Raw genomic sequence first — 21,804 nt, forward strand, 5'->3', positions numbered from 1 at the left:
GGACAACTCAGTTGGCCGGGGTCAGCAAGGAATCGGCCTCGACCGAATCCGTCAGTACCCCGTACTTGACCAGCAGTTCGATCTCCGTGCCGAGAGCACCCGGTTCCACTACTGCGACGAACTGAGGATTCTTGCTGTTGGCCAGCATTTCGAGCGGAATCTTGGCTTGTGTCGAGAGTGCAGCCTTGACGGCGCCCGGATTCTGATTGGCGTAGTCGACGGATTTGGCAAGCGCCGTGCGGAATTTGGCGAGTGAGTCCGGGTTCGCGTCGACAAACGATTCCGAAGCGACCAGCGAGGTCCCTGGCACACCGGGCGCGGCCAAGGGGAAGGGGTGGCCGAGGATCTTCAGCCCCGAGTCGGTTGCTTTGCTCAGGAACGGATCGATGAGGAATGCCGCATCGGCTCCGCCAGTGGAAACAAGGTCGCCGAGGTTGGGCATGGGCGCCTGAATGAACGAGATCTTGTCCGCTGCTCCACCTGACTTCTCCACCGCAGCAGAGATGACTGCCTCGCTGACGGACTTCAATCCGCTGATCGCAACGGTTTTGCCTTCGAGGTCACGGAAGCCGCTGATGGAACTGTCTTTGGCGACGACGAGGCCGGACTGGTCGACGCCGTCACTCGCGGCAAAATTCGTGAGTCCTCCGACGATGGTGACGGGCATGTTCTGGCTGCGTGCCTGAATTGCGGCGGCGGCGGTCGTGGCTGCCATATCTGCATTTCCGCTGAGCAGCAACGGAATTTGAGCCGAGGAACTGGCGCCGCCCTCGACGAGTTGGATGTCGAGTCCTTCGTCGGTGAAGTATCCCTGCTCCATTCCGAGCCAGATCGGTGCGAAGTCTGCGATCGGCTGAGGTGCGATTCGAATCGTGGTGGTCTGGTTGCCCCCGTCGTCGGAGGCCGTGGCGTCGCTCGAGCAGCCGGTCAGTGCCAATGCTGCGGTCGCGACCGCAGCTAGGGCAACAACTCTGAACCGTGGTGTCGACCGAAGGGTATGTCCAACCGTCATGTCCGAAAGCCTCTCGCTGGGAAAGATATGACTTCCTTGCCGGTAATCCGGTGGGAAGGTGAAGACGCTCAAAGAATTCCGTACGCCGGAACGATTGTTGTGACTATAGTAATTTCCAAGACGAATGCCAAGGGTTTTCCAAGAACACGAGATTTCGGATCGCCGGGTACATCCACGGCACCGGGAGGGGATCGGATGACGAAGGGTTCTGCGTCCGCCGTCGACAAAGCGCTGGATCTACTCGAGGCCATCGCGCGCTCGACCACGCCGATGAAGCTCAGCGAACTGGCAGAAGAAGTCGGGATGCTCCGCCCGACTGCGCACCGAGTGCTCGGAGAACTCGCGAACCGTGGTTGGGTCTTCCGCTACGACGGTCGCTATCTCCCCGGCCCGGCTGCACTGCAGGTTTCCCACGAAGCGGCAGCGCATTCGTTGGCGGCCTTGTGCGATCCGACCATGCGGGTGCTGTCCGAGAGCACGGACATGATGGTGAATCTGCAGGTTCTCGAGAGCGGCGGGACGCGAATCATCGCGGCGTTGCGTCCCGAGCGGCTCAAGATGATCACTCGGATGCTCGGGGATCTGCTTCCGCCGCACCGGTTCGCGGGTCCGCTCGCGTTGGTGGCGGCACTCGAGGACAACACCCGGGCGCCCTACCTGGCGATGGTGGAGAAGAGTGGCTATCCAATGGAAGGCCCCACCGGCTTTCTCGCCGACATAGCCGAGACGCAGAAAACCGGATTCGCCGTTGTACACAAACGATCTCAGGACATCATCGGTTCGGTCTCGCGTGCAGTGTCTTCCCGCAAGGGATCTCCGCTCTGCGCGTTGACGGTGATCGGGTTCGACACCGACTTCGATGCGAAAACGACGCGAATGGTCGAAGAACACCTGCTGCGGGCCACCGATGAAGTGCAGCAACTCCTCACTGACCACACTTCGGGCAAGCGCCCGTCCGACACAGGAGAAGAAGGATGATTTCACGGACCGAGGGCTTCATCACCGTCGCAGACGGCGAACGGGTCTGGTACGAGACTGCCGGCGAGGGCCCGGATCTGATTCTCACGCACGGTCTCGGCGGCAACGCTGCGGTCTGGTACCAACAGGTACCGTACTTCGCTCAGCACTATCGGGTAATCAGCTGGGATCAGCGAGGATTCGGCCGGTCCACCAACGAGAATGGCAACCACGGCCCGGTAGCGGCAGTCTCTGATCTGATCGAAATCATGGACCTGTTAGCGGTTGATCGAGCGCACGTGGTCGGCCAGTCGATGGGCGGTTGGGCCGCATTGGGGGCCGCGATCGCTGTTCCGGACCGGGTGGAGTCGGTAGTCCTGGCCTGCACGACCGGCGGCATTCCCGTCGGCTTCGGTCCGGACAGCGCACCGCCCCTCACCGCGGCGCCCGTCACGGCGCGGCCCCTGGGGGAACACCCCGCTGTGGGCGGACGGTTGCCGAGCTTGGACATGGCGAGGGCATACCTGTACCAAGCTCTCGGTACCTTCGGCCATCGCCCACCTGACACCGAGTTCTTCCGAATTCTCAAGGCCCACAACTACTCGCCGAGCGATCTTGCCGCGGTGACGGCGCCGGTTCTGCTGATCGCGGGTGAGCTGGACGATTTGATGACACCCGAGCGGATTCGCAGCGCCGCCGAGTTCCTGCCCCACGCCGAAGTGGTCGAACTTGCCGACCGCGGCCACTCCCCCTACTTCGAGGACCCACACGCGTGGAACGAGTTGGTGGCGCACTTCCTGGCCGATGTTCGTGCGCGCCCAGTGCGCTGAAACGCCAACTCGTCACGCATATTCCAACTCCGAGGAGATCTAATGGATTCATCTCAGACCGTCGAGTTCATCCCACCCGCTTTCGATACGCCGTTCTCCACCGGGGTGCGCGTCGGAGACGTTCTGTATCTGTCGGGTCAGATCGGCATGCTCCCGGACGGGACTTTGGCCGACGGCTTCGAAGCGCAGGCTCGACAGACCATGGAGAACATCGTGGCTTCGCTGATCGCTTACGGTTCCGGCGTCGAAGCAATCTTCAAATGCACTGTCATGCTTGACGACATGTCTCGTTGGCAGGAGTTCAACAAGGTCTACCTCGAGTACTTCCCGGCGTCGAGACTGCCGGCCCGCAGTGCGTTCGGAACAGACGGACTGGCGCTGGGTGCGCACATGGAAGTCGAATGCATGGCGTACACACCGCGGGTCTGACTGCTCGCGGGCACTAGCCGTCCCAATCCACACGTTCAGCGAGGCGCAGCAACGTGCGTCGGCGTGTAGTGCTGGTTTCGCCGATGTGCGCGATCCGGCCGTAGATGTGGGCGCGGAAGTTCTCGATTCCGTCCCGATTCTGTTCCTGCGCAGAAGTATTGGCGGCATTGTGCAGCAGGGCACGCAAGCGATCGTAGTCGTCACGCGGATACGACGGTTGGTCGTTGATCACCAGCCCGGTGAGGTGTTGGCGTCGATGAGGGCGCATCACCTTGGTCTTTCGTGGATGGATGGCAAACCCTTCGTCCCTGGCGATCTGCTCGACGCTCCAGAGGAGGGTTCCGACGTCGGCTACTTCGATTCCGGAGAAGGCGAGGTCGTCGGCGTATCGGGTGTAGGTGAGCCAGTTCGCTTGTGCGAGTCCACTCAAGCGGATATCGAGTTTGCGCGCGACGAGATTCGCCAGTGCAGGCGAAGTTGGCGCGCCTTGCGGAAGATGCGCGGTGCGTAGCTGTGATGCCTGTGCATACGGTAGGCCGCGCAGGGTATCGGCAGGTGTTGCAACAGTGCACAATCCGGTGAGAACTCCTGCCACTGCGGGTGGATAGCCGAGGGCGGTGAAGACGGCGTGGACGCGGCTGCCGCTGATCGAGGGGAAGAACTGCGCGAGGTCCACACCGATCACGATTTCCGACTGTGCGTGCGGCGCTGCAAAAGTCAGAGGGCTTCGACCACGGACAAATCCGTGTGCCGCGTCGTGTGGGGGCACCAGGTCGAGTATGCGGCGCAGAATCTTGCGCTGAATTTCGCGCAATCGAGGTTTCGGTACCTCGAGGAGGCGAGCGCCGGTCTTCTTGCTGATCTGCATGGGCCGGTAGTGGCGTAGCGGTAGGGGTTTCGTGCGGAGCCATTCCCCTCGGTCGGCAAACCACTCGAGTTCGGAGATCGTCAGATCCAGTGAACGAGCCAGGTCCACACTGGTGTTGTAGCGGGGAACGTCGAACCGCCACACCGAGGATTCATTGGTGTCCAGTGAGAGAGGAACAGGCCGCAGGCGAGGTAGTTCGCGAAGCAATCGGTACAGAGTCTGCGGTTCGAACGGTGGGGCGGGCATGAGGTCGAGAACGCGCACGGCCAGGAGCGTCGGGGAAACACCGAAGACGGTTCCGAATGCCTCCTCGAGGCCGCTGAGGGTCCACGGAGCGTCAGCAGCCGCAACGGCCAGACGACGCGCCAACTCGGGATCGAGCTCGAAGTCACGCATGATTCGACTCCGGGATGCGACGGGGCGGGGTGACCAAATCCTTTGTCCGGTGCGGCGGCAAGCACGCGGAGCGTGCCGAACGCCGGTGGACGCAGTATTCAATTCTTCTGGCCGACCCAGGGGTTACCCCTGAGACTGGTCGCGTGGACCAACTCTCACCCACGCGCCGCCGCATCCCTTCACAATGGCAGACCGTCCGGTATCTGTCACGTGTGAAGCGGATCTGTCAGGTGTGGGTTCTCAGATCGACGAACGATCCGAACCGACGAACTCGCTGATCCACGGCACGACTGCTTCGCGGACGGTGACCGCCTGCGGCAGTAGTCCGTTGCTCAGCAGGAGATCGGCCGCGCGCTGCTGCTCGTCGAGGAACTCGTCGGTGACCGGGTTGACACCGAAAGGACGCCCGCGCAGTGCAGCTTCCCAGGCATCGATGCTCGCGGACCCGCCACGCTTCTCGATGTCGTCGACGAAGATCTGCGCGGCTTCGCGGGGGTTGGCTTCGATCCAGGCGTCGGATTCCTGCAGGGCCTCGATGATCGCCTGGAGGGCCTCCGGGTTGGTATCCGCGAAATCGCGCCGGGTGAACCACAGTGAGGGGTGGCTGAAGAGTCCGTCGGTGGCGATCAGCGTGCGCAGTTCGTGGTTCGCTTCGATGTCGGTCAGCCCCGGGTACGCCCCTACCCAGGCATCGATGGTGCCGTCGACGAGGTCCGCTCCACCACCGCGCACGTCGGTATCGACGGGGACGATGTCGGACCAGGTCAGCCCCGCCTGATCCAAGGCGAACAACAACAGTGTGGTCTGCCACGATCCGTGCGCGATGCCGACGCGCTTGCCGCGCAGGTCCTCTACCGTGTTGATCTCGGACTCTGCCTTGACTACCAGGCGCCCGTTCTCCACGCGGGGGCCGGAGATTCCGATGTAGACGAGATCGCGGCCCTGGGCCAATCCGGTGACCGGCGGCGTGAATCCGGTTCCGATCACATCGTATCCGCCCTCCTCGAACAGCCAGTCCGAGTGCAGGGTCGGCAAGGCGTTTTCCGGGTTCACTGCAGGCTTGGCGGGAAGCTCACGCAGGTCCACCCACTCGACGTCCGGGAGACGACGTTCGAGGATTCCGGTGTGGCGCAAAACGAACAGTGAATTGTTGTGTGGGAAGTATCCGACGCGAACGGTCATGAGATCTACGGTTTCCTGTTCTGAATCAGTGATGGGGGGTGGCTAGATGAGGCCGCGTCGACGCGCCTCGTCGGCGAGTCCGCTACGGCCCCACTGGACCGTGAGGTTGGACGGATCGAATTCGACTGAACCGCCGAGGGTTTCGGCGATCGCCTGGAACTGCGCGCCTTCCTCGAGGAGGACGACGAACTTCGCGAGGTCGAGCAACCCGCTGCGGCCGATGACGTTGACCCCGCCGTTGGCTTCGAAGATCGCCACCAGATCGGGATCGTGTTCGAGACGCTCGAGAATGAACTCGCCCGCAGACCGGGATCGATCGATGTGCGGCGGAATCTCTCGGGAGAGCGTCAGCCTCTGCGAAGCCGCATAGCGGATGGGCAACGTCCGATGGGTCTGTGCCCAACCGCCGAGCCACGGAGTGTGGATGTGGACAACGCTGGTGATTTCCGGATGCTCACGGAACACTGACGCGTAGCCGGTGACAAAACCGGCCGATCCGTTGCCGGACAGCACCTCTCCATCGAACGTAGCAACAACCGGTGACACCGACGGATCGTCCGCCCACGGTCCCGGGTCGTTCAGGGCGACCGCGATTTCGGTGCCGGGTACGCGTTCGACGAAGTTCACGGTCCCGTTGGCTGCAACCGTTCCGGTCTTGCGGAAGACGTCGAATGCTTTGTCTGCTGCTTTGCGCGCTTCTTCGACGAATGCTGCGGTATCGGCGTCGAGTCGAGTTTCGGTGGTGGTCATCGAGTCTCCAGTCCAGAAGGTGTGATCGGGGTGCGCTGCAGGAGGGGAAGAACTTCTTCGCCGACGCGGTATGCCTCTTCGAGATGCGGGTTACCCGCGAGGATGAAGGCGTCGACGCCCAGTTCGCGGAGCTCGTCGAGTCTTTCGGCGACCTGTTCGTAGCTGCCGACCAGTCCGAACGCTGGTCCGCCGCGGATGAGGCTGAAGCCACACCACACGTTGGGCTGCACTTCCAGATCTCGGTAACCGGTGATGTGTTCGGGCACCCACCCCTTGATGCGGGCGGCGCCCACCGAATCACCCTGCGCTGCGCGGTCGGCGGCCCCCTTGTCGACGAAGGCCCAGCCTTTCTCGATCTCGGCCCAGGCGGCTTCTTCGGTGTGCCGGGCAACGACGTCGATGCGTACGGCGAACTTCGGGGTGCGTCCCAGCTTGGCCGAGTTCTCCCGCACGCCGTCGATCTTGGCTCTCAGATCGGCGTACGGTTCCAGCCAGGAAAGGTAATAGTCGGAGTGCAGTCCGGCGGCGGCGACGGCTGCTGCCGAAGATCCGGAGAAGTACACCTCGGGAAACGGCTGGCCGGCAAGCCCGGGTGGCAGTGCAGCGCCGTGGGTTTGGAAGAAGCGACCGTCGAAGTCGAAAGGTTCGCCGTCCCACACACCCTTGAGTACATCGAGGAACTCGGATGTCCTGGTGTAGCGATCGTCATGGTCGACCTTGTCGCCCCACCACAGCTGAGGCGCTCCGCCTCCACCACTGATGATGTTGTAAACCAGACGTCCGCCGGTTGCTCGCTGCAGACTGGCCGACATCCGCGCGGCCTGTACCGGGTGAAGGAACCCCGGTTGGAACGCGACCATGAAACGGTACGTGGTGGTCTCGGCGGCCAACGCTGCTGCGGTCGCCCACGGATCCTCGGTCATCGGGAAGGACGGCAGCAGTCCACCGAGGAAGCCGGCAGACTCGGAAGCCTTTGCCACTGCGGCCATGTGGTCGATGTAGCTGTATCCGTCCAACTCGCCGCTGCGGATCGCGGGAGCGATGTTGCCCGGCCCGTATCCACCGGCATCGCCGCGGTTGTAGCGACGCGGAGTACGCAGCGACGCGTGGTCGCCTTCCATCCCGATCCGCCAATAGAAATCGATGCTCATGCGGTGGCCTTCTTTTCTGGGGTGGCCTTCTCTTCCTTGCGGATCCGACCCTCGGGATCGACCAGGTGCAGGAGATGCTCGCCCGCCCGGTGCAGCTCTTCGATGTGTGGTCGACCTGACAAGACGAAACCGTCCACGCCGAGATCGCGATACGACGACAATCGCTGCGCCACTTCCTCGTAGCTTCCGACGAGGCCGATACTGTGCTCGTAGCCGATGCGGTCGAATCCGGACCACAGGATGCCGGCCCGATCGATCTCGAGTGCAGCGGAATCGGCTTCTCTCAGTTGTCGTTCGACGCGAGCCCAGGCTTCGTCGGCTGTCTCCCTCGCGATGATCGGGATGCGCAGGACCTTCTCGACGGTCCTGCCGAGTTCGGATGCTCGGTCGTCGAGGGTGGTGATCCGTGTCGACAACTCGTCACCGGAAAGGGTGAACTGATGGACATCGGCATGGTGGGCCGAGAGTTCCAGAGCTTCCGGTGAGTCTCCGGTCAGATGTACTCGGGGAAAACGGAGTCCCGACAAGATGCCTCGGAATCCGCCGCCGAGTACGTCGTAGTATTCGCCGTCGAAGTCGTAACCCGTGCCGCCGAATCCGCCGGGCAGAATCTGTTCCTCGTTCCACACGCCGCGTGCGACGGTCAGGAACTCCGCGGCGCGCGCGTAGCGGTCGGCTCCTCGAACCACGTCTCCGCGAGCAGCGGCGTCTTCGGGGTCCGTCTCTACCTTCACTCGCCATTCGAGACGACCTGCCGACAGGCGCTGAAGTGTCGCCGACATTTTGGCGGCGTAGACGGGGGTGCCGAAAGTGGGGTGAAACTCCACGACCACTCGCGAATGACGCGTCTGACGTAGGGCGGCGGCAGCAACGATCCAGGATTCTTCGCCATTCGGATCGTACGGTGCGACAACGCCGTCGACGCCCGACAGTTCGGCTGCGAGAACGATTTGTGCCAATTCGTCGAAGGGCCCGAAGTTTCCGGGGCGAACATCGGTCGCGACGGTAGTCGGTCGCTGTGGCCCGAAGCCGCCGCGACTGTTCAGCGCGGCCACTGCCCGGCGTCCGTCACCGCGCGAGGGCAGCTCCCAGTAGACGTCCGTCATTCTTCTGTGCCCTTCTGCGCGGCGACAAGTGCGCGTGCCTGTTCCAGTGGTTCGTGCGCCACCCAGGACCGCAGGTCGAAGTCGGCGGCAAGGAAGCCGTGCGCATACAGGAATTGTTTCTGCACGCCGAGCAGGTCCACACGCTCGTCCGACAGGCTCAAATGCAGTCCGGTGTGGAAGTTCTCGCCGTAGGCTGCCACCACACCTTCGGGCCCGGACTGTGTTTCGGTCTGCAGCACGGCTCGGACCTCGTCGATGTTGGCTGCGGCCCAGTTCGCTGCTCTCAGGCTCTCGGCGAGGAAACCGACGACGATGTCCGGGCGCTGTTCGAGTAGGTCGGCATGAACCGTGATCGGTCGTGGGGTGCCGTTGTTGACGCGATCACGTAGGGATGCAGTGGAATCGAGATCGACGGCAACGGCGAGGCCGTGTTCGCGGGCAACTTCCTGGGCGCGGGCGCCCTTGACGTAGATGGCATCGACGTCGCCGCGGAGCAGGGATTCGACACCCCACGTCGTGTTGCGGGTGGACGAGGCGGTGCGGACCTCGGGGGCTGCCGTCGTCGCAACCTCGACGAGGGTGACGTCGGCAAAACTCAACTCGCCCAGTCGAAGTGCGGAGGCGAAGCCGTGCAGGGCCATGGCGCGAGGAAAGCTCCTGGCCTGATCCGCAGCCCAGGCCGGGATACCGATCCGAGCGCCGGCCAGAAGACCTGCTTCGCGGATGTCGGAGTCTCCGCGCACCAGGATTGCCTGGGCCTCGTCGATCCAGGTGAGCCCGATGAGCCTCGTCGGAGAACCACTGGCACGCGCAGCCAGTGCGGGGACGTTGCCGCCTTCGCGAATGAGTCCGGAGAGATGGTGATCGAAATGGCGCACTGCCAATTCCGGTCCGGCATCTTGCAGTACGCCGAAACGCACTCCGGATTCGTTTGCCGTCCGGTCGAGCCAACCGAGACTGTTGGCGAGACCGCTGGCGGTGGGAACGGGGCAGCGGGTGTACCAGAGTGTGTCGATTGCGGAATCAGCGATCAATGTCATGACTGTCCTGTCCGTCGGGGAAGGTGCGGCCGACACCGAGTTCCTTCAGGAAACTCGCTCGGTAGCGCAAAGATTCGGGATCGTTCCGATCGCGGGGGCGTGGCAGGTCGATGTCGACGTCCACGGCAAACCCGCCCTTGTCGAGGATGAGCACGCGGTCGGCAAGTCGTACGGCTTCGTCGACGTCGTGCGTGACGAGTAGTACAGCCGGACGGTGGCGGGCGACCAGATCGCCTACCAAGTCTTGCATTTGGAGCCTGGTCAAAGCGTCGAGGGCCGCGAACGGTTCGTCGAGCAGTAATAGTTCAGGTTCGCGAACGAGAGCGCGAGCCAATGCGACGCGTTGGGCCTCGCCGCCGGAGAGGGTGGCCGGCCAGGCACGGTGCTTGTCCGCGAGGTTGACCTCGGAGAGTGCGTTGCGTGCATTGTCGGTCACCTGACGTGACCGCTTCTGTCCGACTGTGACATTGGCCAGAACTCGCTTCGACGGGATCAATCGCGGTTCCTGGTAGACGACCGTGCGGTCGCGCGGAACCAGCACCTCGCCGCTGTCCGGTGCTTCCAAACCGGAGAGCACTCGCAACAGGGTCGTCTTGCCGGTGCCGCTGGGGCCGAGGAGAACGACGAACTCTCCGCGTGTGATCTCGAGGTCGATACCGCCCAGAACAGTCTTGTCACCGAACGATTTCCGCACTCCGGTGAGTGAGACTGCCACTGGTGATCCGGCTCGTCGTTCGGCCGCGGTGGTACCGGTCCGCTTACGCGTTGCCAACGGTGGTAGAGGTGCTTCGGTGGTCGGCAGCGAGCCGACGGTCGTGTTCGTCATCGCGCCACCGACAATCTCCGCCACGGCATGGAGTACCGCTCGATCAGCCTGACGACGGCGTCGAAGATGAGACCCAGCGCCGCGTACATGACGATGCACAGAACCATGTAATCGGTGCGGTTGTATTCCTGCGCCAGAGTGACCAGGTATCCGATCCCCTCACGTGTGCCGACCTGCTCGGCGGCGATCAATCCGGTGATGCTGAGCGACAGGCAGATTCGAAGCCCCATCAGAACACCGGGGAGGGCGGTCGGAAGAATCGCTCCGAACACCAGTCGCCAACCTGTCAGTCCGAAACCCTGTGCCGCTTCGACCATCTTGCGATCGACCCCGCGCACTCCCAGGTAGGTGTACGCGTACATGGGGGCGACGGTCGCGACCGCGATCAGGACCACCTTGAAAGTTTCGTCGATACCGAACCAGGCGATGAACAGCGGAACGAGCGCGAGGAACGGGACCGCGCGATTGATCTGCATGGCCCCGTCGATCAGTTCTTCACCGAGCGAGGAGAGACCGGACAGAACCCCGAGCACCAATCCGACGATCACACCGACCGAAACACCGAGTGCAGCACGTTGAAGCGACGCGAGACCGAAGTCGACCAACTGACCCGACTGGTACAGCTCGGCGAATGCCGTCCACACCGCCGGAGGTCCGGCCAGGATCTCTTCGCGGATCAGTCCGGTAGCGGATCCGATCCACCATCCGGCAACCAGCAGCGCGGGCACGAGGAAGCGGAGGGGGATCGAGACCCACTTGGGCCTGCTGCGATTGCGCCGGTAGCGGGGCGTTTCGAGTTGCGGATGCTCCACTGACGGCGACGCCGTTCGTGCGGGCCGGGTCAGCGTCACCATCGGGTCACTTCCCCTCGGTGGTGGGCGCTGCCGCTGCCGAACCTGCCACAGCACCCTGGAGGTCGAAGATCACGTCGCTGCCCTTGAGGGGCTGCTGGATCACCTTGTTCTCGGCGAACAGCGTGGAGATGGATTCGAGGTCGGTAGCGTCGGCTGCAGTCGGGAAGCGGAAGTTGGTGATCTGGCCGCCGAGGGTGATCGCGTCGTCGAGTCGCTGTCCGGAGAGTGCACGCGGACCGGTCTGTTCGAAGACGTTCTCGAAGGCTGCTGGGTCGGCCTGCTGCTTCGCGGTGAGTTCCTGGGTGACCTCGAGGAACTTCTGGACAACCTCGGGATGCGCTTCGAGTACTGCGGTGCGGCCGGCGATGATGGTGCTGTCCACGGAGTCGATGCTCGCCTCGGTTGCGATCTCGACCGCGCCCTTGGCCTTGGCCTCCTGATACGGAATCAGGAACGATGCCCACGCGTCGACCTGCCCGGTGGAGAACGCCGACGCCGCGTCAGCCTGTTGCAGCGGAACGCGTTCGACGGAATCGATCGGCACTCCGGCCTGTGTCAGGGCCTTGAGCGTGATGTACTCGCCCTTACCTGCAGGGTTGACGGCGATGCGCTTGCCGGCCAGATCTGCGACGGTCTTGATTCCGGATTCCGGAGTGGCGATGATGCCGGCCTGGTCCTTGTTGTACGGGTCGGACGTGGCGAAGATGCGGACACCCACGTCCTTGGACAGTGCGCCGACGACGGGACTGTATGCGCCGGTTTGGATGTCGAGTTCTCCGCTGTTGAACAGTTTGAGGTTGGAGCTGAATCCCGGTGTGGTCTTGACCCATTCGATCTTTGCGCCCAGCGGTGCCAGCGCCTCGTCGTAGGTTCCGTCACGCTTGCCGACGGCGATGGCACCGGAGTTTCCGGGATCGAAGACTTTGAGCGTGAAGTCGGCGCTGGAATTGCCTGCGGCGCTGTCGGAATCGGAAGACCCACACGCCACCGCCAACCCGGCCAGCGGGATCATGGCGAGCGCAGCGGCAGCTCGTGGCAGTCGGCGGAAGCGGGACATGTATGTGGCTCCTTCAGGCGTTGATTCGTCAGAACTGACGACGATGACGCTATTGGGTGCGTGTCTGTTTTACCCCCGTTTGTTTTCTGGAGATTGGAAATCTTGACAACATCGGAAGTCTGTTCATCTGGGCTTTTGTGGGTCCGCGTCTGGTTCCTTTCCACCTGATGGAAAGGATGGCCGGACTGCTGGGTCCGTGTTAGCGTCCGATTCTCAGGTCGATCAGGCCACAGCGAAAGGATCGTTCGTGACGGACGCACGCGGCGCGGGAGTTCAGACGGTAACCCGTGCCCTGACCATGCTCACATGTTTTCGCAGTGGCGAAGAACTGGGAGTCTCGGAAGTTGCGCGGCGACAAGAGCTTGCGGTCAGCACCACGCATCGATTGCTGCAGTCGCTCGTCGACGCGGGGTTCCTCGAGAAGGACGACGCAACCAGTCGGTATCGCATCGGCGCGGCGCTGGCGGCATACGGACAGGTCTCCTACCGGCAGCATCGGATCTATCTGTCCGAGCCCTATTTGGAGCAATTGGCCGCGACGACAGGAGCATCCGCCTCCCTGGCAGTGCGAAGCGGAAGTGAGGTGGTGTTGCTCGGATTCAGCCGATGGCGCGAGGCCGACGGGCACGTGCTCCAGGGTGTCCGCCTTCCCTTGCATGCGAGCGCACTGGGGAAAGCCTTTCTGGCTTGGTCCGATGTCGACGATTCCGAGCTCGCTGCGCTGCCACGTGAAGCGACCACTCAGCGTGCGATCACAGATGTTGCCGGTATCCGCCGGGAATTGGAACTGACTCGTGAGCGAGGATACGGATTCAACGACGAGGAGTTGACCCCGGATTACCGAACGATCGGAATTCCGATCATCGATGGATCCGGCACTGTGCGTTACGCTCTCGGGCTTCGTGGTCCGGTCGAGCTGATGATCGACGAACGGATTCCGTTCCTCGCCGACCTTGCCAAGGTGACTGCGCGACAGATCGGTGAAGTGCTTCTCTGAACTGGCGTGAAGTGCTTGTGGCAGATCCGGCCGAACGTGATTACCGTTGAAGCCGAGGGCGCGATCGCACAATGGCTACGCGACGTGACCGCGTCCTCGCGAGCGTGGAGACGAGTGATGACGACGATCGGTGTCGTTGCCCTGGTGCTGGGCGTCCTGTTGGTCGTGGTCGAGGCGCATGCCCCAACCGCGGGGGTGCTCGGTGTGCTTGGAGCACTCATGATCGGTGCCGGCGTCTGGATGCTTTTCACATCCGACGGTATCGGCCAATTGATCGCGATCCCGGTGACGGCGGGGGTCGCGGTAGTCGGCCTGGGCGTGGTGGCGGTAGCGAGTCGAAAAGCGCTTACCGCGCGCCGCGCTCCCGTGCGTACCGGGACGGAATCTCTTGTCGGCTCCGACGCGACCGTTCGCAGTTGGACCGGCGCGCAGGGGCAGGTCGAGCTTGACGGCGGATTATGGAGTGCTCGAATGGAATTCGGGTACGACGACTCTGTGCCTGCCGTGGGCGAATCCGTCGTCGTAGAGCAGGTACGAGGCCTGACTCTGAAAGTGCGCCGTCGTGAACCGTGGGAGCTGCCGCTATGACCACCGTGCTTGTCGTGTTGTCCGTGTTTGTCGTGCTGATTGCAGTCCTTGTGGGAATGTCGGTGAGAGTTCTGCGCGAGTACGAGCGCGCGGTGGTGTTCCGCCTCGGCCGATTGATCACCTTGAAAGGCCCAGGCCTGGTGATTCTGGTGCCGGCGATCGATCGTATGGAACGGGTCAGTCTGCGAACCGTCACGCTGAAAATACCGGTCCAAGAAGTGATTACCCGCGACAATGTTCCTGTGAAGGTCACCGCCGTCACGTACTTTCGGGTCGTCGACGCTGACCGTTCGATAGTCGAAGTCGAGGACTTTCTGGCCGCCACCTCACAGATCGCCCAGACCACACTGCGCTCCATCCTCGGTAAAGCTGAGCTGGACTCGCTGCTATCCGAACGTGAACGCCTCAACGAGGATCTGCAGAAAGTCATCGACCAGCAGACCGAACCGTGGGGCGTCAAGGTCACGACCGTCGAGATCAAGGACGTCGAGATTCCAGCCAACATGCAGCGCGCCATCGCCAGGCAAGCAGAGGCCGAACGTGAACGTCGAGCCAAGATCATCAACGCCGACGCCGAGTTTCAGGCTTCGGCCAAGCTCGCCGAGGCGGCCGAGGTGATCAGCCGCAATCCGACCACCCTGCAATTGCGATATCTGCAGACACTTCACGAGATCGGTAGCGAGAACAACTCCACCGTTGTCTTCCCCTTGCCGCTGGATCTTGTCCGGCCCTTCATGGGCGGCCAAGCGGAGGTTTCCACAGCCACCCAAGATCATGCCCGTTCTGTCTGGAATGCGAAAGTTGTTGATTAGCAGCTAGTTTCATCTCGTTTTTCTCTTGTATTCGAAACTATGTTCGAATATGATTGCTGCATGGACAGTCGGGATGCGTGGCAACTGGATGGCGAGGACCTCAAGAGTGAGGTTCTCGATCTGGTGCGTGCCCGGCACGAGTTGCAGTCGCGGATGGTGTTGCTGATTGCGGAGATGTTTTCCCGAGAGGTTCTCGGTGGGAAGGGTTTTCGGGCGATCGCGCAGTGGTTGCATGGTTCGACGAATTTGGAGATCGGTGAGTGCAGTCTGCTGGTCGGGTTGGCGCGGTTGTTGATGCTCGATCCTGTTGTCGCGGATGCGTTTCATCGTGGTGACGTTGATGCGTTGAAGGCGCGTCAGGTGGCGTCGTTTTGTCAGCATCCGCCGAAGAACATGACGCCGGCGGATGTGGACAAGGCCCGCGGGATCTTGTTGTCGTTGGCGTCGAGGAACATTGCGGATTGTGATGCGGTGCGGGCGGCGATTCGGCGGATCGAGAAGCAGTACGGCAAGCGCGAGGATGGCGTTCCGGTCGGCGAGGATTCCGAACGTAACGAGTTCTACGCCTCGAAAGGCTTGTACGGGCGGGTGTCTGTGAAGGGTGATCTGGATGCGGTCAATGGGGCACGGTTGATCACGCTGCTGTCGAGCCTGTCCGCTCCGACGCCGGAGAAGGACGGTGTCAAGGACACGCGTACTCTGGCATTACGACGGGCCGATGGGTTTTGTGAATTGTTGCGCCGGTATGAGCGGGCGGGGTTGGGTCCGATCGAGGGCGGCGTGAAACCACACATCACGGTCACCGCGTCCGCGAAAGACATGACGGACCTGCAAGCGTTGAAAGACCTGTTGCCGTCCACCGATGAACTCGGGTTCGCGTGGACGGATTGGGTGGGCCCGATCAGTATCGATACCGCCCGGATGCTGGCGTGCGACTGCACCGTCACCCGAATTTTGTTGGATGAGAATGGTGTTCCGCTCGACTGCGGTAAGGAAGCGAGAACGGCGACGGTGCCGCAGCGGCGGGCGTTGGCGGTTCGGGATGGTGGGTGTGCGTTTCCGGGGTGTGGGACGGCGTCGGGGTGGTGCGATGCCCATCATATTGTTCACTGGGGTGATGGTGGCCCAACAGATCTCGACAATCTGATCTTGTTATGTGGTCATCATCATCGGACGATGCACCATACGGAGTGGCGGGTGGAGATCGGCCCGGATCGGAAGACGGTGTTCTATCCACCGATGTCGGTTGATCCGTATCAGCATCCGATCGGCGGGAACAGCCCGCCCACAGCAGCCTGAACGGGCGCAACTGAATACGTACACACCGGGGCATAGCGATGCCCCGGTGCGAGCTGCGTTTGTCGGAGTCGCGTGTGCGGTCAGAGCATCGTCGAGATATGGTCCGGAAGCGCGACACCTGAGTCGAGATCCTCGGACGGGAGCGGTTCACCGAAGTGCGTAGCTGCAGGAACTACTCCAGCCCAGACGGTTTCGACACCGATGTCGGCGGCATCGTCGCCGGGGCCGCCGGTGCGGGCCTTGACGGAAGCCTCGTACAACGGCAGTGCAAGAACGATGGTTGCCGCCATTTCCTTGCGCGTGTGATCCCGCAAGTGTTGGGAACGTCCGGGAACCACCTGGTCGACGATCAGATTCAAAGCCTTCACTCGCTCGTCGCCGTCGGTCACGACTCGAGGTGATCCGATGATGACGCCGCTGCGGTAGTTCATCGAGTGGTGGAAGCCCGACCGCGCCAACACGAGCCCGTCGAGGATCGTGATGGTGATGCAGATTTCGCTGTCGGGAGCCAAGCTTCGCGAGGCCACCGAGCCGTGAACATAAATAGACCCGCCGCGGTCAGGGCCGTCGAGGTCGAACCCGTACGCGGTGGGAAACACCATGGGAACTCCGCCGACGTTCACGCCCATGTGGCACAGCTTCGCGGACTGCAAGACGTCGACGAGTGCCGCGCGTTCTGCGACGCCGTGGTGGCGGGCGCGCTTGTGCGTCGTACGTGCTGTCGGAGACAGCGGAATAGGTGCAGTGGGGGCAGGAGCAGGGGCAGCAAAGACAACGGAATCTGTCATGCAGACAATGCTGGTGGCAAAGTGGCTTCAAGTCATGGTCCAATCAGTGGAGACTTCGATAGGCCACTTCGATTTGCCACTTCCGAGAGGGTTCTGAATGTTTCTGCCTTCGGCGGTAGCCGTCGTCCTCGACCGGACAGATCGGCGGGCGCTCCCGATCCAGATTGCCGACCACCTCAGAGCTGATATCCGTAGTGGTAAGGCGGCAGTGGGACTGAGGTTACCCAGCTCCCGGAAGCTGGCGGCGGAGCTGGAGGTGGCGCGGGGCGTCGTGGAACGGGCGTATGAGCAGTTGATCGCCGAGGGTTGGCTTGTCGCTGTGCACGGCTCGGGCACCTTCGTTGCCGAGGCGCCCTCTCCCGCGGTCACTCCCACGACTACACCGAAGAAGGCCGCCGACAAGATGTCACCCAGGGTGCAGCTCCGGCCGGGCGTGCCGTGGACGCCGCCGCGTGCATCGGCAGCGTGGCGGCGGGCGTGGCGTGACGTCGGGTCCAAACCGCCACCATTCGAGGATCCCGATCCTGCGGGTGACTACGAATTGCGTTCGGCACTATCGGAATTGCTGGCAAGAGCCCGCGGAATGTCGGTTGAACCCGAGAGAATCCTGATCACCTCAGGTGCCACGCATGGTCTCGGCCTCGCCCTGTCGGCTCTGCGTACCCGTGGTGCTGTTCTGGCGATGGAAGATCCCGGATACCGGTATGCGTCCTCGGCCGCAACAGCCTGTGGATGGTCGCTGCTCGACGTGCCCGTCGACGCTCATGGTCTCTGTGTCGACCAACTCGAAACGGCGTCGGAGGGCGTCCGCGGTGTGTATGTGACACCGTCCCATCAGTATCCGACGGGTGGGCTGCTTCCGGTAGGTCGGCGCAACCAGTTGATCGAGTTCGCACGCGCCCGCGACGTCGTCCTGTTCGAGGACGATTACGACTCCGAATTCCGTTACGACGTAGCGCCTTTGCCTGCGCTCGCCCAGTTGGCTCCTGATCGGGTGGTGTATCTCGGAACGGTTGCCAAGACGCTCGGCGCCGGAATTCGATTGGGCTGGTTGGTAGCTCCCCTCGACCTGGTCGACCGCATAGCAGTACACCGCAAGCGAATCGGCGACTTCCCGTCGGTTCCGCTGCAGCAAGCACTCCTGTCCCTGCTCCGTGACGGCGAATGGGATCGGGCGGTACGTACCGCCCGGCGCAGGTACCGGGAGCGCGATCGGGCGGTCGAGGAAGCGCTGTCATCGTTCGGTGAACTGCGCGGACTCGGCGCCGGCATGCACACGACGCTCATGCTCGACGCGGATCTGGCAGCCACCGTCGCTCGCGAGGCACTTGAACACGGCGTCGAAGTGCCCACCCTGGTCGAGTCCACCCGAACGCACGGAGACCCCGGCGGATTGGTCATCGGCTACGGGCGAGTGGAATCCGCAGACCTCGAATATGCGCTCGAGGTGATAGCCGGGTGCCTCGCACGTCACAGCGCGTGAAGTCTCGATGATCGGGAGTGCGGCAACGGATGGGCGTGGTCCAGTTCTAGCGTCTGCTCGTGACGATCCGAAGCCAGACCTTTCCGCACCTGCTCGCACCAGGCACCATCGGCCCGATGACCGTGCCCAATCGTGTGGTTCTCCCTGCGATGGACATGAACCTGTGTGAAGACGGGGAAATCGAAAAGGGCGACATCGACCACTTCGTGGCTCGTGCGGCCGGTGGAACGGGTCTGATCATCACCGGTTGCTGCGCTGTTGCGTACCCGCTGGGCTGCACCAGCCGCAAGGAACCGGGGCTCTCCGAAGACCGGTTCATCCCCGGACTCAAAGCGCTGGCCGACGCGGTGCACGACGCAGGCAGCAAGCTCTGTGTGCAGATGACACACCACGGCAAGGTGGCGCGCATCGATACCCTCGACGGCCGACCGCAGCTGGTCCCGTCCACACCGAAGCCGCCGGGTGACATGAGTGCGATGGCCGATTGCACGCCCGAAGAACTGGGCAAGATGGCTGCCATCAACGAGGGCAAGAGGGCGACCTACCACGAGGCCACCAAGGAAGATCTTGATTGGCTCGTCCGCATGTTCGCCGAGGCTGCCGGACGGGTGAAAGCGGCGGGCGGCGACGCCGTCGAGATTCATTGTGCCCACAACTACGTCCTCGGAGCGTTCCTGAGTCGGTACACGAATCAGCGCAGCGATGAGTACGGAGGTTCCATGGAGAACCGTGCACGCCTGGCTTGTGAGGTTATTCGGGCGGTCAAGGAGGAGGTCGGTGGTGCGCTTGCCGTCATCGTGCGTCTGGCCGGTCAAGAGTACGGCGAAACCGACGGGCTGACCGTCGACGAGGCTGCTGCGGCCGCCAAGATGTTCGAAGAGGCCGGCGCTGACGCCATTCACGTCACCGGTACCGCGCTGAATGCTTTTGCCAACTTCACCGACGGCCCCCTGCCCGACAAGGTCGGCTACTACACGGACAATGCAACGCGGATCAAGCAGGCGATATCGATCCCCGTGATCACGGTCGGACGTATGCTCCCCGAGGTCGGCGAGAAGATGATCGCGGAAGGTCGCACGGACTTCGCCGCGATGGGCCGCCAGCTCCTGGCCGATCCACAGCTGGTGAACAAACTCAAAGACGGTGTACCCGAGCGGGTTCGGCCTTGCATCAATTGCTACGTCTGCGTGCAGGAGAACTTCTGGGACGAGACCCCGCTGTGCGCGGTGAACCCTGCCCTGGGCAACGAAGCGCTGCTCCCCTTCGTTCGGACCAGCACTCCGAAACACGTTGTTGTGGTCGGAGCGGGCCCCGGTGGTCTCGAAACGGCTCGCGTGGCCGCTGAACGTGGGCACCGAGTCACGGTGTTGGACAAATCCGATCGTCTCGGCGGCACCCTGTGGTTCTCGAGCCTCACTACCCCGGACAACGGGCGTCTGCTCAGCTGGTTGAAAGTGGAAATCGAGCGTCTCGGTGTCGATGTTCGACTGAAGACCGAAGCCACAGTCGCCTCGATCCGGGCATTGAACCCCGACGCCGTAGTCGTGGCCACCGGTGCAGTTCGTGAGCGGCCTAGCGTTCCGGGCGGTGATCTCCCACACGTGCACACCGGTGATTCGTTGCGCGCGTTGATGACCGGAGCGGGAGACGTCTCACAGGTGCCGCCGTTCCTGCGGACGATGGCCAAGTTGGGCAAGCTGTCCGGTATCACCAAGAGCCCCGCGGCGATTCGAGCTGTGACCCGCAAGTTCCTGCCCATGGGTAAGGACGTTGTCGTGATCGGTGGTTCGCTTGTCGGACTCGAGCTTGCGGAGTTCCTGGCCGAGCGAGGTCGCAATGTGACGCTGATCGAAGAAGGCCAGCAGTTGGGTATTCCGATGGCGATGCCGCGCCGCTGGACGGCTGTGCGCCACGCCAAGCATGTCGGTGTGGACATTCACCGCAATTCAACGGTGCAGCGAATCACCAAGGAGCACGTCGAATTCCGTTCCGGTGACAAGACACTGACCGCTCCAGCCGACATGGTTGTCGTCGCATCGGGGGTGTCAGCGCAAGCGCCGCTGGCCGACGCTCTGATCGGCGTAGTCTCCGACGTGCACGTGGTCGGTGACGCGGTGAACGTCGACTACATCGAAGGTGCGATGCACACGGCGTGGAAAGTTGCGATGGATCTTTGACCCATCCCCTAGGTAGCGCTTTGTGCCGCAACGATGTCCGGCCACCATCGGGCCGCGACATCGGGGTGCGCACGTAGTCGACTCTTGAGGGCGTTCGCCCCGTAGGAATCGTGGATCGGGTTGTTCGCGTCCACCGTGACGCCGGTGGCGCGCGACGCCAGCTCGGGCGGTAGGTCGAACTCCGGGATCTGCGCTGCGTAGTTCGGGTTGAAGAAGAACGGCACCGAGATACGTTCACCGTCACCTTCGGGTGAAACTACCCGGTGCACAGTCGCTTTCAAGTATCCGCCGGTAGCGACCTCGAGAAGTTCGCCGATGTTGACCACCAGCGCCCCGTCGATCGGCGGTGCGTCGATCCAATCGCCGTCGTGCTCGACCTGCAGACCGCCCTTGCCCGGTTCGACATAGAGCAGTGTCAGTACACCCGCGTCCTTGTGCCCGCCGACGCCCTGGGAGCCGGCACCTTTCGGGCGGCCCGGGTAACGCACCACCTTGATGAGGATCGACGGATCGTGAGCGAACGCGTCGTCGAAGATGTTCGCATCCTGGCCCAGGGCTACCGCCCATTCGCGTAAGAGGCTCAATGCGATCGAGGTGAGTGTGTCGTTCCACTCGGTGATGACGTCGCGGAGTTCGGGAAGGGCGTCGGGCCACTGGTTGGGACCCTGCAGGATCTCCCAGGCCGGTGAGGTGTCGGTGCGCTCGGCCGCGGGCTGTTCGGCGCCGATGTCGATCTGCTCGCGCCAGTCCTGCTTGCCTTCGGTCAGTTCGCCGCCGAGCCTGGTGTACCCACGGAAGTGCGGGCTGCGGACGTTCTCGATCGCGAGCTTCTCGGCAGTCGGAAGTGCGAAGAACTCGCGGGCGACGGCGAGGAGGCGTCGCTGCAGTTCGTCGGGAATTCCGTGGCCGACCAGGTAGAAGAATCCGACCTCGTGGGTGGCCTCGCGGAGCTGAGTGCGGAACTGCTCGGCGGTGTCGGGGTTCTGCGCCAGCGACAGATCGAGCACTGGCAGCGACGTAATCGACATGGGGTCCTCGATCCGTGTGATGGTTCTGATGTCCATCATTCCACGCTGATCGGCACCCGGACCCGCGCGGCGATTCGGCAGCCGCAGGCGTGATTACCCGCGCGGATGCGGAAACACCCTGCGGATAACAGAATCGGGGCCTTGCGCCGTTGGCGCAAGACCCCGAATCAGCGT

The 21,804-nt window shown here is 62.9% G+C and carries 21 protein-coding genes; 9 read left to right on the plus strand and 12 right to left on the minus strand.

Features of this window, described 5'->3' with window-relative positions; translation table 11 throughout:
- Nucleotides 1–7 precede the first annotated feature (7 nt).
- On the minus strand, nt 8–1,012 hold the full coding sequence (locus CPI83_RS00835) for an ABC transporter substrate-binding protein (protein ID WP_019746080.1): 1,005 nt from the start codon (nt 1,010–1,012) through the stop codon (nt 8–10).
- A 195-nt stretch (nt 1,013–1,207) separates the two neighbouring features.
- Between CPI83_RS00835 and CPI83_RS00840 the strand changes: the two genes are divergently transcribed.
- From CPI83_RS00840 to CPI83_RS00850, 3 genes are read left to right on the plus strand one after another with little or no spacing between them, the layout of a single operon-like run.
- On the plus strand, nt 1,208–1,990 hold the full coding sequence (locus CPI83_RS00840; RefSeq protein WP_097386639.1) for a helix-turn-helix domain-containing protein: 783 nt from the start codon (nt 1,208–1,210) through the stop codon (nt 1,988–1,990).
- A complete protein-coding gene (locus tag CPI83_RS00845) occupies nt 1,987–2,799 on the plus strand; it encodes an alpha/beta hydrolase (RefSeq protein ID WP_097386640.1) in 813 nt (270 codons plus the stop codon). The genes CPI83_RS00840 and CPI83_RS00845 overlap by 4 nt, the downstream gene beginning before the upstream one ends.
- Nucleotides 2,800–2,841: 42 nt before the next feature.
- Nucleotides 2,842–3,228: a RidA family protein gene (locus tag CPI83_RS00850; protein ID WP_003946047.1), complete on the plus strand. Its 387-nt coding sequence runs from the start codon at nt 2,842–2,844 to the stop codon at nt 3,226–3,228.
- A 13-nt stretch (nt 3,229–3,241) separates the two neighbouring features.
- On the opposite strand, the gene CPI83_RS00855 is transcribed toward CPI83_RS00850, so the two are convergent.
- The 9 genes from CPI83_RS00855 to CPI83_RS00895 all read right to left on the minus strand — a co-directional run bounded on the left by CPI83_RS00855 (nt 3,242) and on the right by CPI83_RS00895 (nt 12,458).
- Nucleotides 3,242–4,492, minus strand: coding sequence for a reverse transcriptase family protein (locus CPI83_RS00855; RefSeq protein ID WP_097386641.1), 1,251 nt, complete (start codon nt 4,490–4,492; stop codon nt 3,242–3,244).
- Between the two features lie 240 nt (nt 4,493–4,732).
- Nucleotides 4,733–5,674: an ABC transporter substrate-binding protein gene (locus CPI83_RS00860; protein ID WP_047890037.1), complete on the minus strand. Its 942-nt coding sequence runs from the start codon at nt 5,672–5,674 to the stop codon at nt 4,733–4,735.
- 42 nt (nt 5,675–5,716) lie between these two features.
- Nucleotides 5,717–6,424 carry a class II aldolase/adducin family protein gene (locus tag CPI83_RS00865; protein ID WP_029256743.1) on the minus strand — a complete coding sequence of 236 codons (708 nt, stop codon included), beginning with the start codon at nt 6,422–6,424 and terminating at the stop codon, nt 5,717–5,719.
- Nucleotides 6,421–7,575, minus strand: a complete 1,155-nt coding sequence (locus CPI83_RS00870) for an LLM class flavin-dependent oxidoreductase (protein WP_097386642.1) — start codon at nt 7,573–7,575, stop codon at nt 6,421–6,423. Before CPI83_RS00870 ends, CPI83_RS00865 begins: the two co-directional genes overlap by 4 nt.
- Complete coding sequence (locus CPI83_RS00875) at nt 7,572–8,681, minus strand: LLM class flavin-dependent oxidoreductase (protein ID WP_097386643.1); 1,110 nt, start codon at nt 8,679–8,681, stop codon at nt 7,572–7,574. The genes CPI83_RS00870 and CPI83_RS00875 overlap by 4 nt, the downstream gene beginning before the upstream one ends.
- Entirely contained in the window at nt 8,678–9,721 is a 1,044-nt protein-coding gene (locus tag CPI83_RS00880; protein WP_097386644.1) for an ABC transporter substrate-binding protein, read from the minus strand. Before CPI83_RS00880 ends, CPI83_RS00875 begins: the two co-directional genes overlap by 4 nt.
- Nucleotides 9,705–10,547, minus strand: coding sequence for an ABC transporter ATP-binding protein (locus tag CPI83_RS00885; protein WP_097388103.1), 843 nt, complete (start codon nt 10,545–10,547; stop codon nt 9,705–9,707). The genes CPI83_RS00880 and CPI83_RS00885 overlap by 17 nt, the downstream gene beginning before the upstream one ends.
- Complete coding sequence (locus tag CPI83_RS00890; RefSeq protein WP_092765878.1) at nt 10,544–11,401, minus strand: ABC transporter permease; 858 nt, start codon at nt 11,399–11,401, stop codon at nt 10,544–10,546. The genes CPI83_RS00885 and CPI83_RS00890 overlap by 4 nt, the downstream gene beginning before the upstream one ends.
- 4 nt (nt 11,402–11,405) lie before the next feature.
- Nucleotides 11,406–12,458 carry an NrtA/SsuA/CpmA family ABC transporter substrate-binding protein gene (locus CPI83_RS00895; protein WP_092765877.1) on the minus strand — a complete coding sequence of 351 codons (1,053 nt, stop codon included), beginning with the start codon at nt 12,456–12,458 and terminating at the stop codon, nt 11,406–11,408.
- A gap of 247 nt (nt 12,459–12,705) precedes the next feature.
- Here CPI83_RS00895 and CPI83_RS00900 point away from each other — a divergent pair, with 247 nt between their 5' ends.
- The 4 genes from CPI83_RS00900 (at nt 12,706) to CPI83_RS00915 (ending at nt 16,154) form a co-directional block, all read left to right on the plus strand.
- Nucleotides 12,706–13,455 (plus strand): IclR family transcriptional regulator, encoded by a 750-nt coding sequence (locus tag CPI83_RS00900; RefSeq protein WP_020971387.1) that lies wholly within the window; start codon nt 12,706–12,708, stop codon nt 13,453–13,455.
- A 117-nt stretch (nt 13,456–13,572) separates the two neighbouring features.
- A complete protein-coding gene (locus CPI83_RS00905) occupies nt 13,573–14,043 on the plus strand; it encodes an NfeD family protein (RefSeq protein ID WP_097388104.1) in 471 nt (156 codons plus the stop codon).
- Nucleotides 14,040–14,855, plus strand: a complete 816-nt coding sequence (locus CPI83_RS00910; protein WP_097386645.1) for a slipin family protein — start codon at nt 14,040–14,042, stop codon at nt 14,853–14,855. Before CPI83_RS00905 ends, CPI83_RS00910 begins: the two co-directional genes overlap by 4 nt.
- A gap of 60 nt (nt 14,856–14,915) precedes the next feature.
- The gene (locus CPI83_RS00915; RefSeq protein ID WP_097386646.1) at nt 14,916–16,154 is read left to right on the plus strand and encodes an HNH endonuclease signature motif containing protein; all 1,239 of its coding nucleotides are present in this window, start codon (nt 14,916–14,918) and stop codon (nt 16,152–16,154) included.
- A gap of 80 nt (nt 16,155–16,234) precedes the next feature.
- On the opposite strand, the gene CPI83_RS00920 is transcribed toward CPI83_RS00915, so the two are convergent.
- The gene (locus CPI83_RS00920) at nt 16,235–16,942 is read right to left on the minus strand and encodes a pyridoxamine 5'-phosphate oxidase family protein (protein ID WP_097386647.1); all 708 of its coding nucleotides are present in this window, start codon (nt 16,940–16,942) and stop codon (nt 16,235–16,237) included.
- A gap of 97 nt (nt 16,943–17,039) precedes the next feature.
- On the opposite strand from CPI83_RS00920, the gene CPI83_RS00925 reads away from it, so the two are divergent.
- Together CPI83_RS00925 and CPI83_RS00930 are read left to right on the plus strand one after the other, a co-directional pair.
- Nucleotides 17,040–18,425 (plus strand): PLP-dependent aminotransferase family protein, encoded by a 1,386-nt coding sequence (locus tag CPI83_RS00925; protein ID WP_097386648.1) that lies wholly within the window; start codon nt 17,040–17,042, stop codon nt 18,423–18,425.
- 59 nt (nt 18,426–18,484) lie between these two features.
- Complete coding sequence (locus CPI83_RS00930) at nt 18,485–20,602, plus strand: FAD-dependent oxidoreductase (protein WP_042953416.1); 2,118 nt, start codon at nt 18,485–18,487, stop codon at nt 20,600–20,602.
- Between the two features lie 8 nt (nt 20,603–20,610).
- On the opposite strand, the gene CPI83_RS00935 is transcribed toward CPI83_RS00930, so the two are convergent.
- Nucleotides 20,611–21,669 carry a 2-oxoglutarate and iron-dependent oxygenase domain-containing protein gene (locus tag CPI83_RS00935; protein WP_232816827.1) on the minus strand — a complete coding sequence of 353 codons (1,059 nt, stop codon included), beginning with the start codon at nt 21,667–21,669 and terminating at the stop codon, nt 20,611–20,613.
- Nucleotides 21,670–21,804: the final 135 nt, after the last annotated feature.

Source organism: Rhodococcus sp. H-CA8f (assembly GCF_002501585.1).
GTDB lineage: Bacteria > Actinomycetota > Actinomycetes > Mycobacteriales > Mycobacteriaceae > Rhodococcus_F > Rhodococcus_F erythropolis.

Excerpts from the sequence above, each read along its gene's own strand:
- CPI83_RS00835 (WP_019746080.1), bottom strand. The coding sequence starts at position 1,012 with ATGACGGTTGGACATACCCTTCGGTCGACACCACGGTTCAGAGTTGTT.
- CPI83_RS00840 (WP_097386639.1), top strand. The coding sequence starts at position 1,208 with ATGACGAAGGGTTCTGCGTCCGCCGTCGACAAAGCGCTGGATCTACTC.
- CPI83_RS00845 (WP_097386640.1), top strand. The coding sequence starts at position 1,987 with ATGATTTCACGGACCGAGGGCTTCATCACCGTCGCAGACGGCGAACGG.
- CPI83_RS00850 (WP_003946047.1), top strand. The coding sequence starts at position 2,842 with ATGGATTCATCTCAGACCGTCGAGTTCATCCCACCCGCTTTCGATACG.
- CPI83_RS00855 (WP_097386641.1), bottom strand. The coding sequence starts at position 4,492 with ATGCGTGACTTCGAGCTCGATCCCGAGTTGGCGCGTCGTCTGGCCGTT.
- CPI83_RS00860 (WP_047890037.1), bottom strand. The coding sequence starts at position 5,674 with ATGACCGTTCGCGTCGGATACTTCCCACACAACAATTCACTGTTCGTT.
- CPI83_RS00865 (WP_029256743.1), bottom strand. The coding sequence starts at position 6,424 with ATGACCACCACCGAAACTCGACTCGACGCCGATACCGCAGCATTCGTC.
- CPI83_RS00870 (WP_097386642.1), bottom strand. The coding sequence starts at position 7,575 with ATGAGCATCGATTTCTATTGGCGGATCGGGATGGAAGGCGACCACGCG.
- CPI83_RS00875 (WP_097386643.1), bottom strand. The coding sequence starts at position 8,681 with ATGACGGACGTCTACTGGGAGCTGCCCTCGCGCGGTGACGGACGCCGG.
- CPI83_RS00880 (WP_097386644.1), bottom strand. The coding sequence starts at position 9,721 with ATGACATTGATCGCTGATTCCGCAATCGACACACTCTGGTACACCCGC.
- CPI83_RS00885 (WP_097388103.1), bottom strand. The coding sequence starts at position 10,547 with ATGACGAACACGACCGTCGGCTCGCTGCCGACCACCGAAGCACCTCTA.
- CPI83_RS00890 (WP_092765878.1), bottom strand. The coding sequence starts at position 11,401 with ATGGTGACGCTGACCCGGCCCGCACGAACGGCGTCGCCGTCAGTGGAG.
- CPI83_RS00895 (WP_092765877.1), bottom strand. The coding sequence starts at position 12,458 with ATGTCCCGCTTCCGCCGACTGCCACGAGCTGCCGCTGCGCTCGCCATG.
- CPI83_RS00905 (WP_097388104.1), top strand. The coding sequence starts at position 13,573 with ATGACGACGATCGGTGTCGTTGCCCTGGTGCTGGGCGTCCTGTTGGTC.
- CPI83_RS00910 (WP_097386645.1), top strand. The coding sequence starts at position 14,040 with ATGACCACCGTGCTTGTCGTGTTGTCCGTGTTTGTCGTGCTGATTGCA.
- CPI83_RS00915 (WP_097386646.1), top strand. The coding sequence starts at position 14,916 with ATGGACAGTCGGGATGCGTGGCAACTGGATGGCGAGGACCTCAAGAGT.
- CPI83_RS00920 (WP_097386647.1), bottom strand. The coding sequence starts at position 16,942 with ATGACAGATTCCGTTGTCTTTGCTGCCCCTGCTCCTGCCCCCACTGCA.
- CPI83_RS00925 (WP_097386648.1), top strand. The coding sequence starts at position 17,040 with ATGTTTCTGCCTTCGGCGGTAGCCGTCGTCCTCGACCGGACAGATCGG.
- CPI83_RS00935 (WP_232816827.1), bottom strand. The coding sequence starts at position 21,669 with ATGATGGACATCAGAACCATCACACGGATCGAGGACCCCATGTCGATT.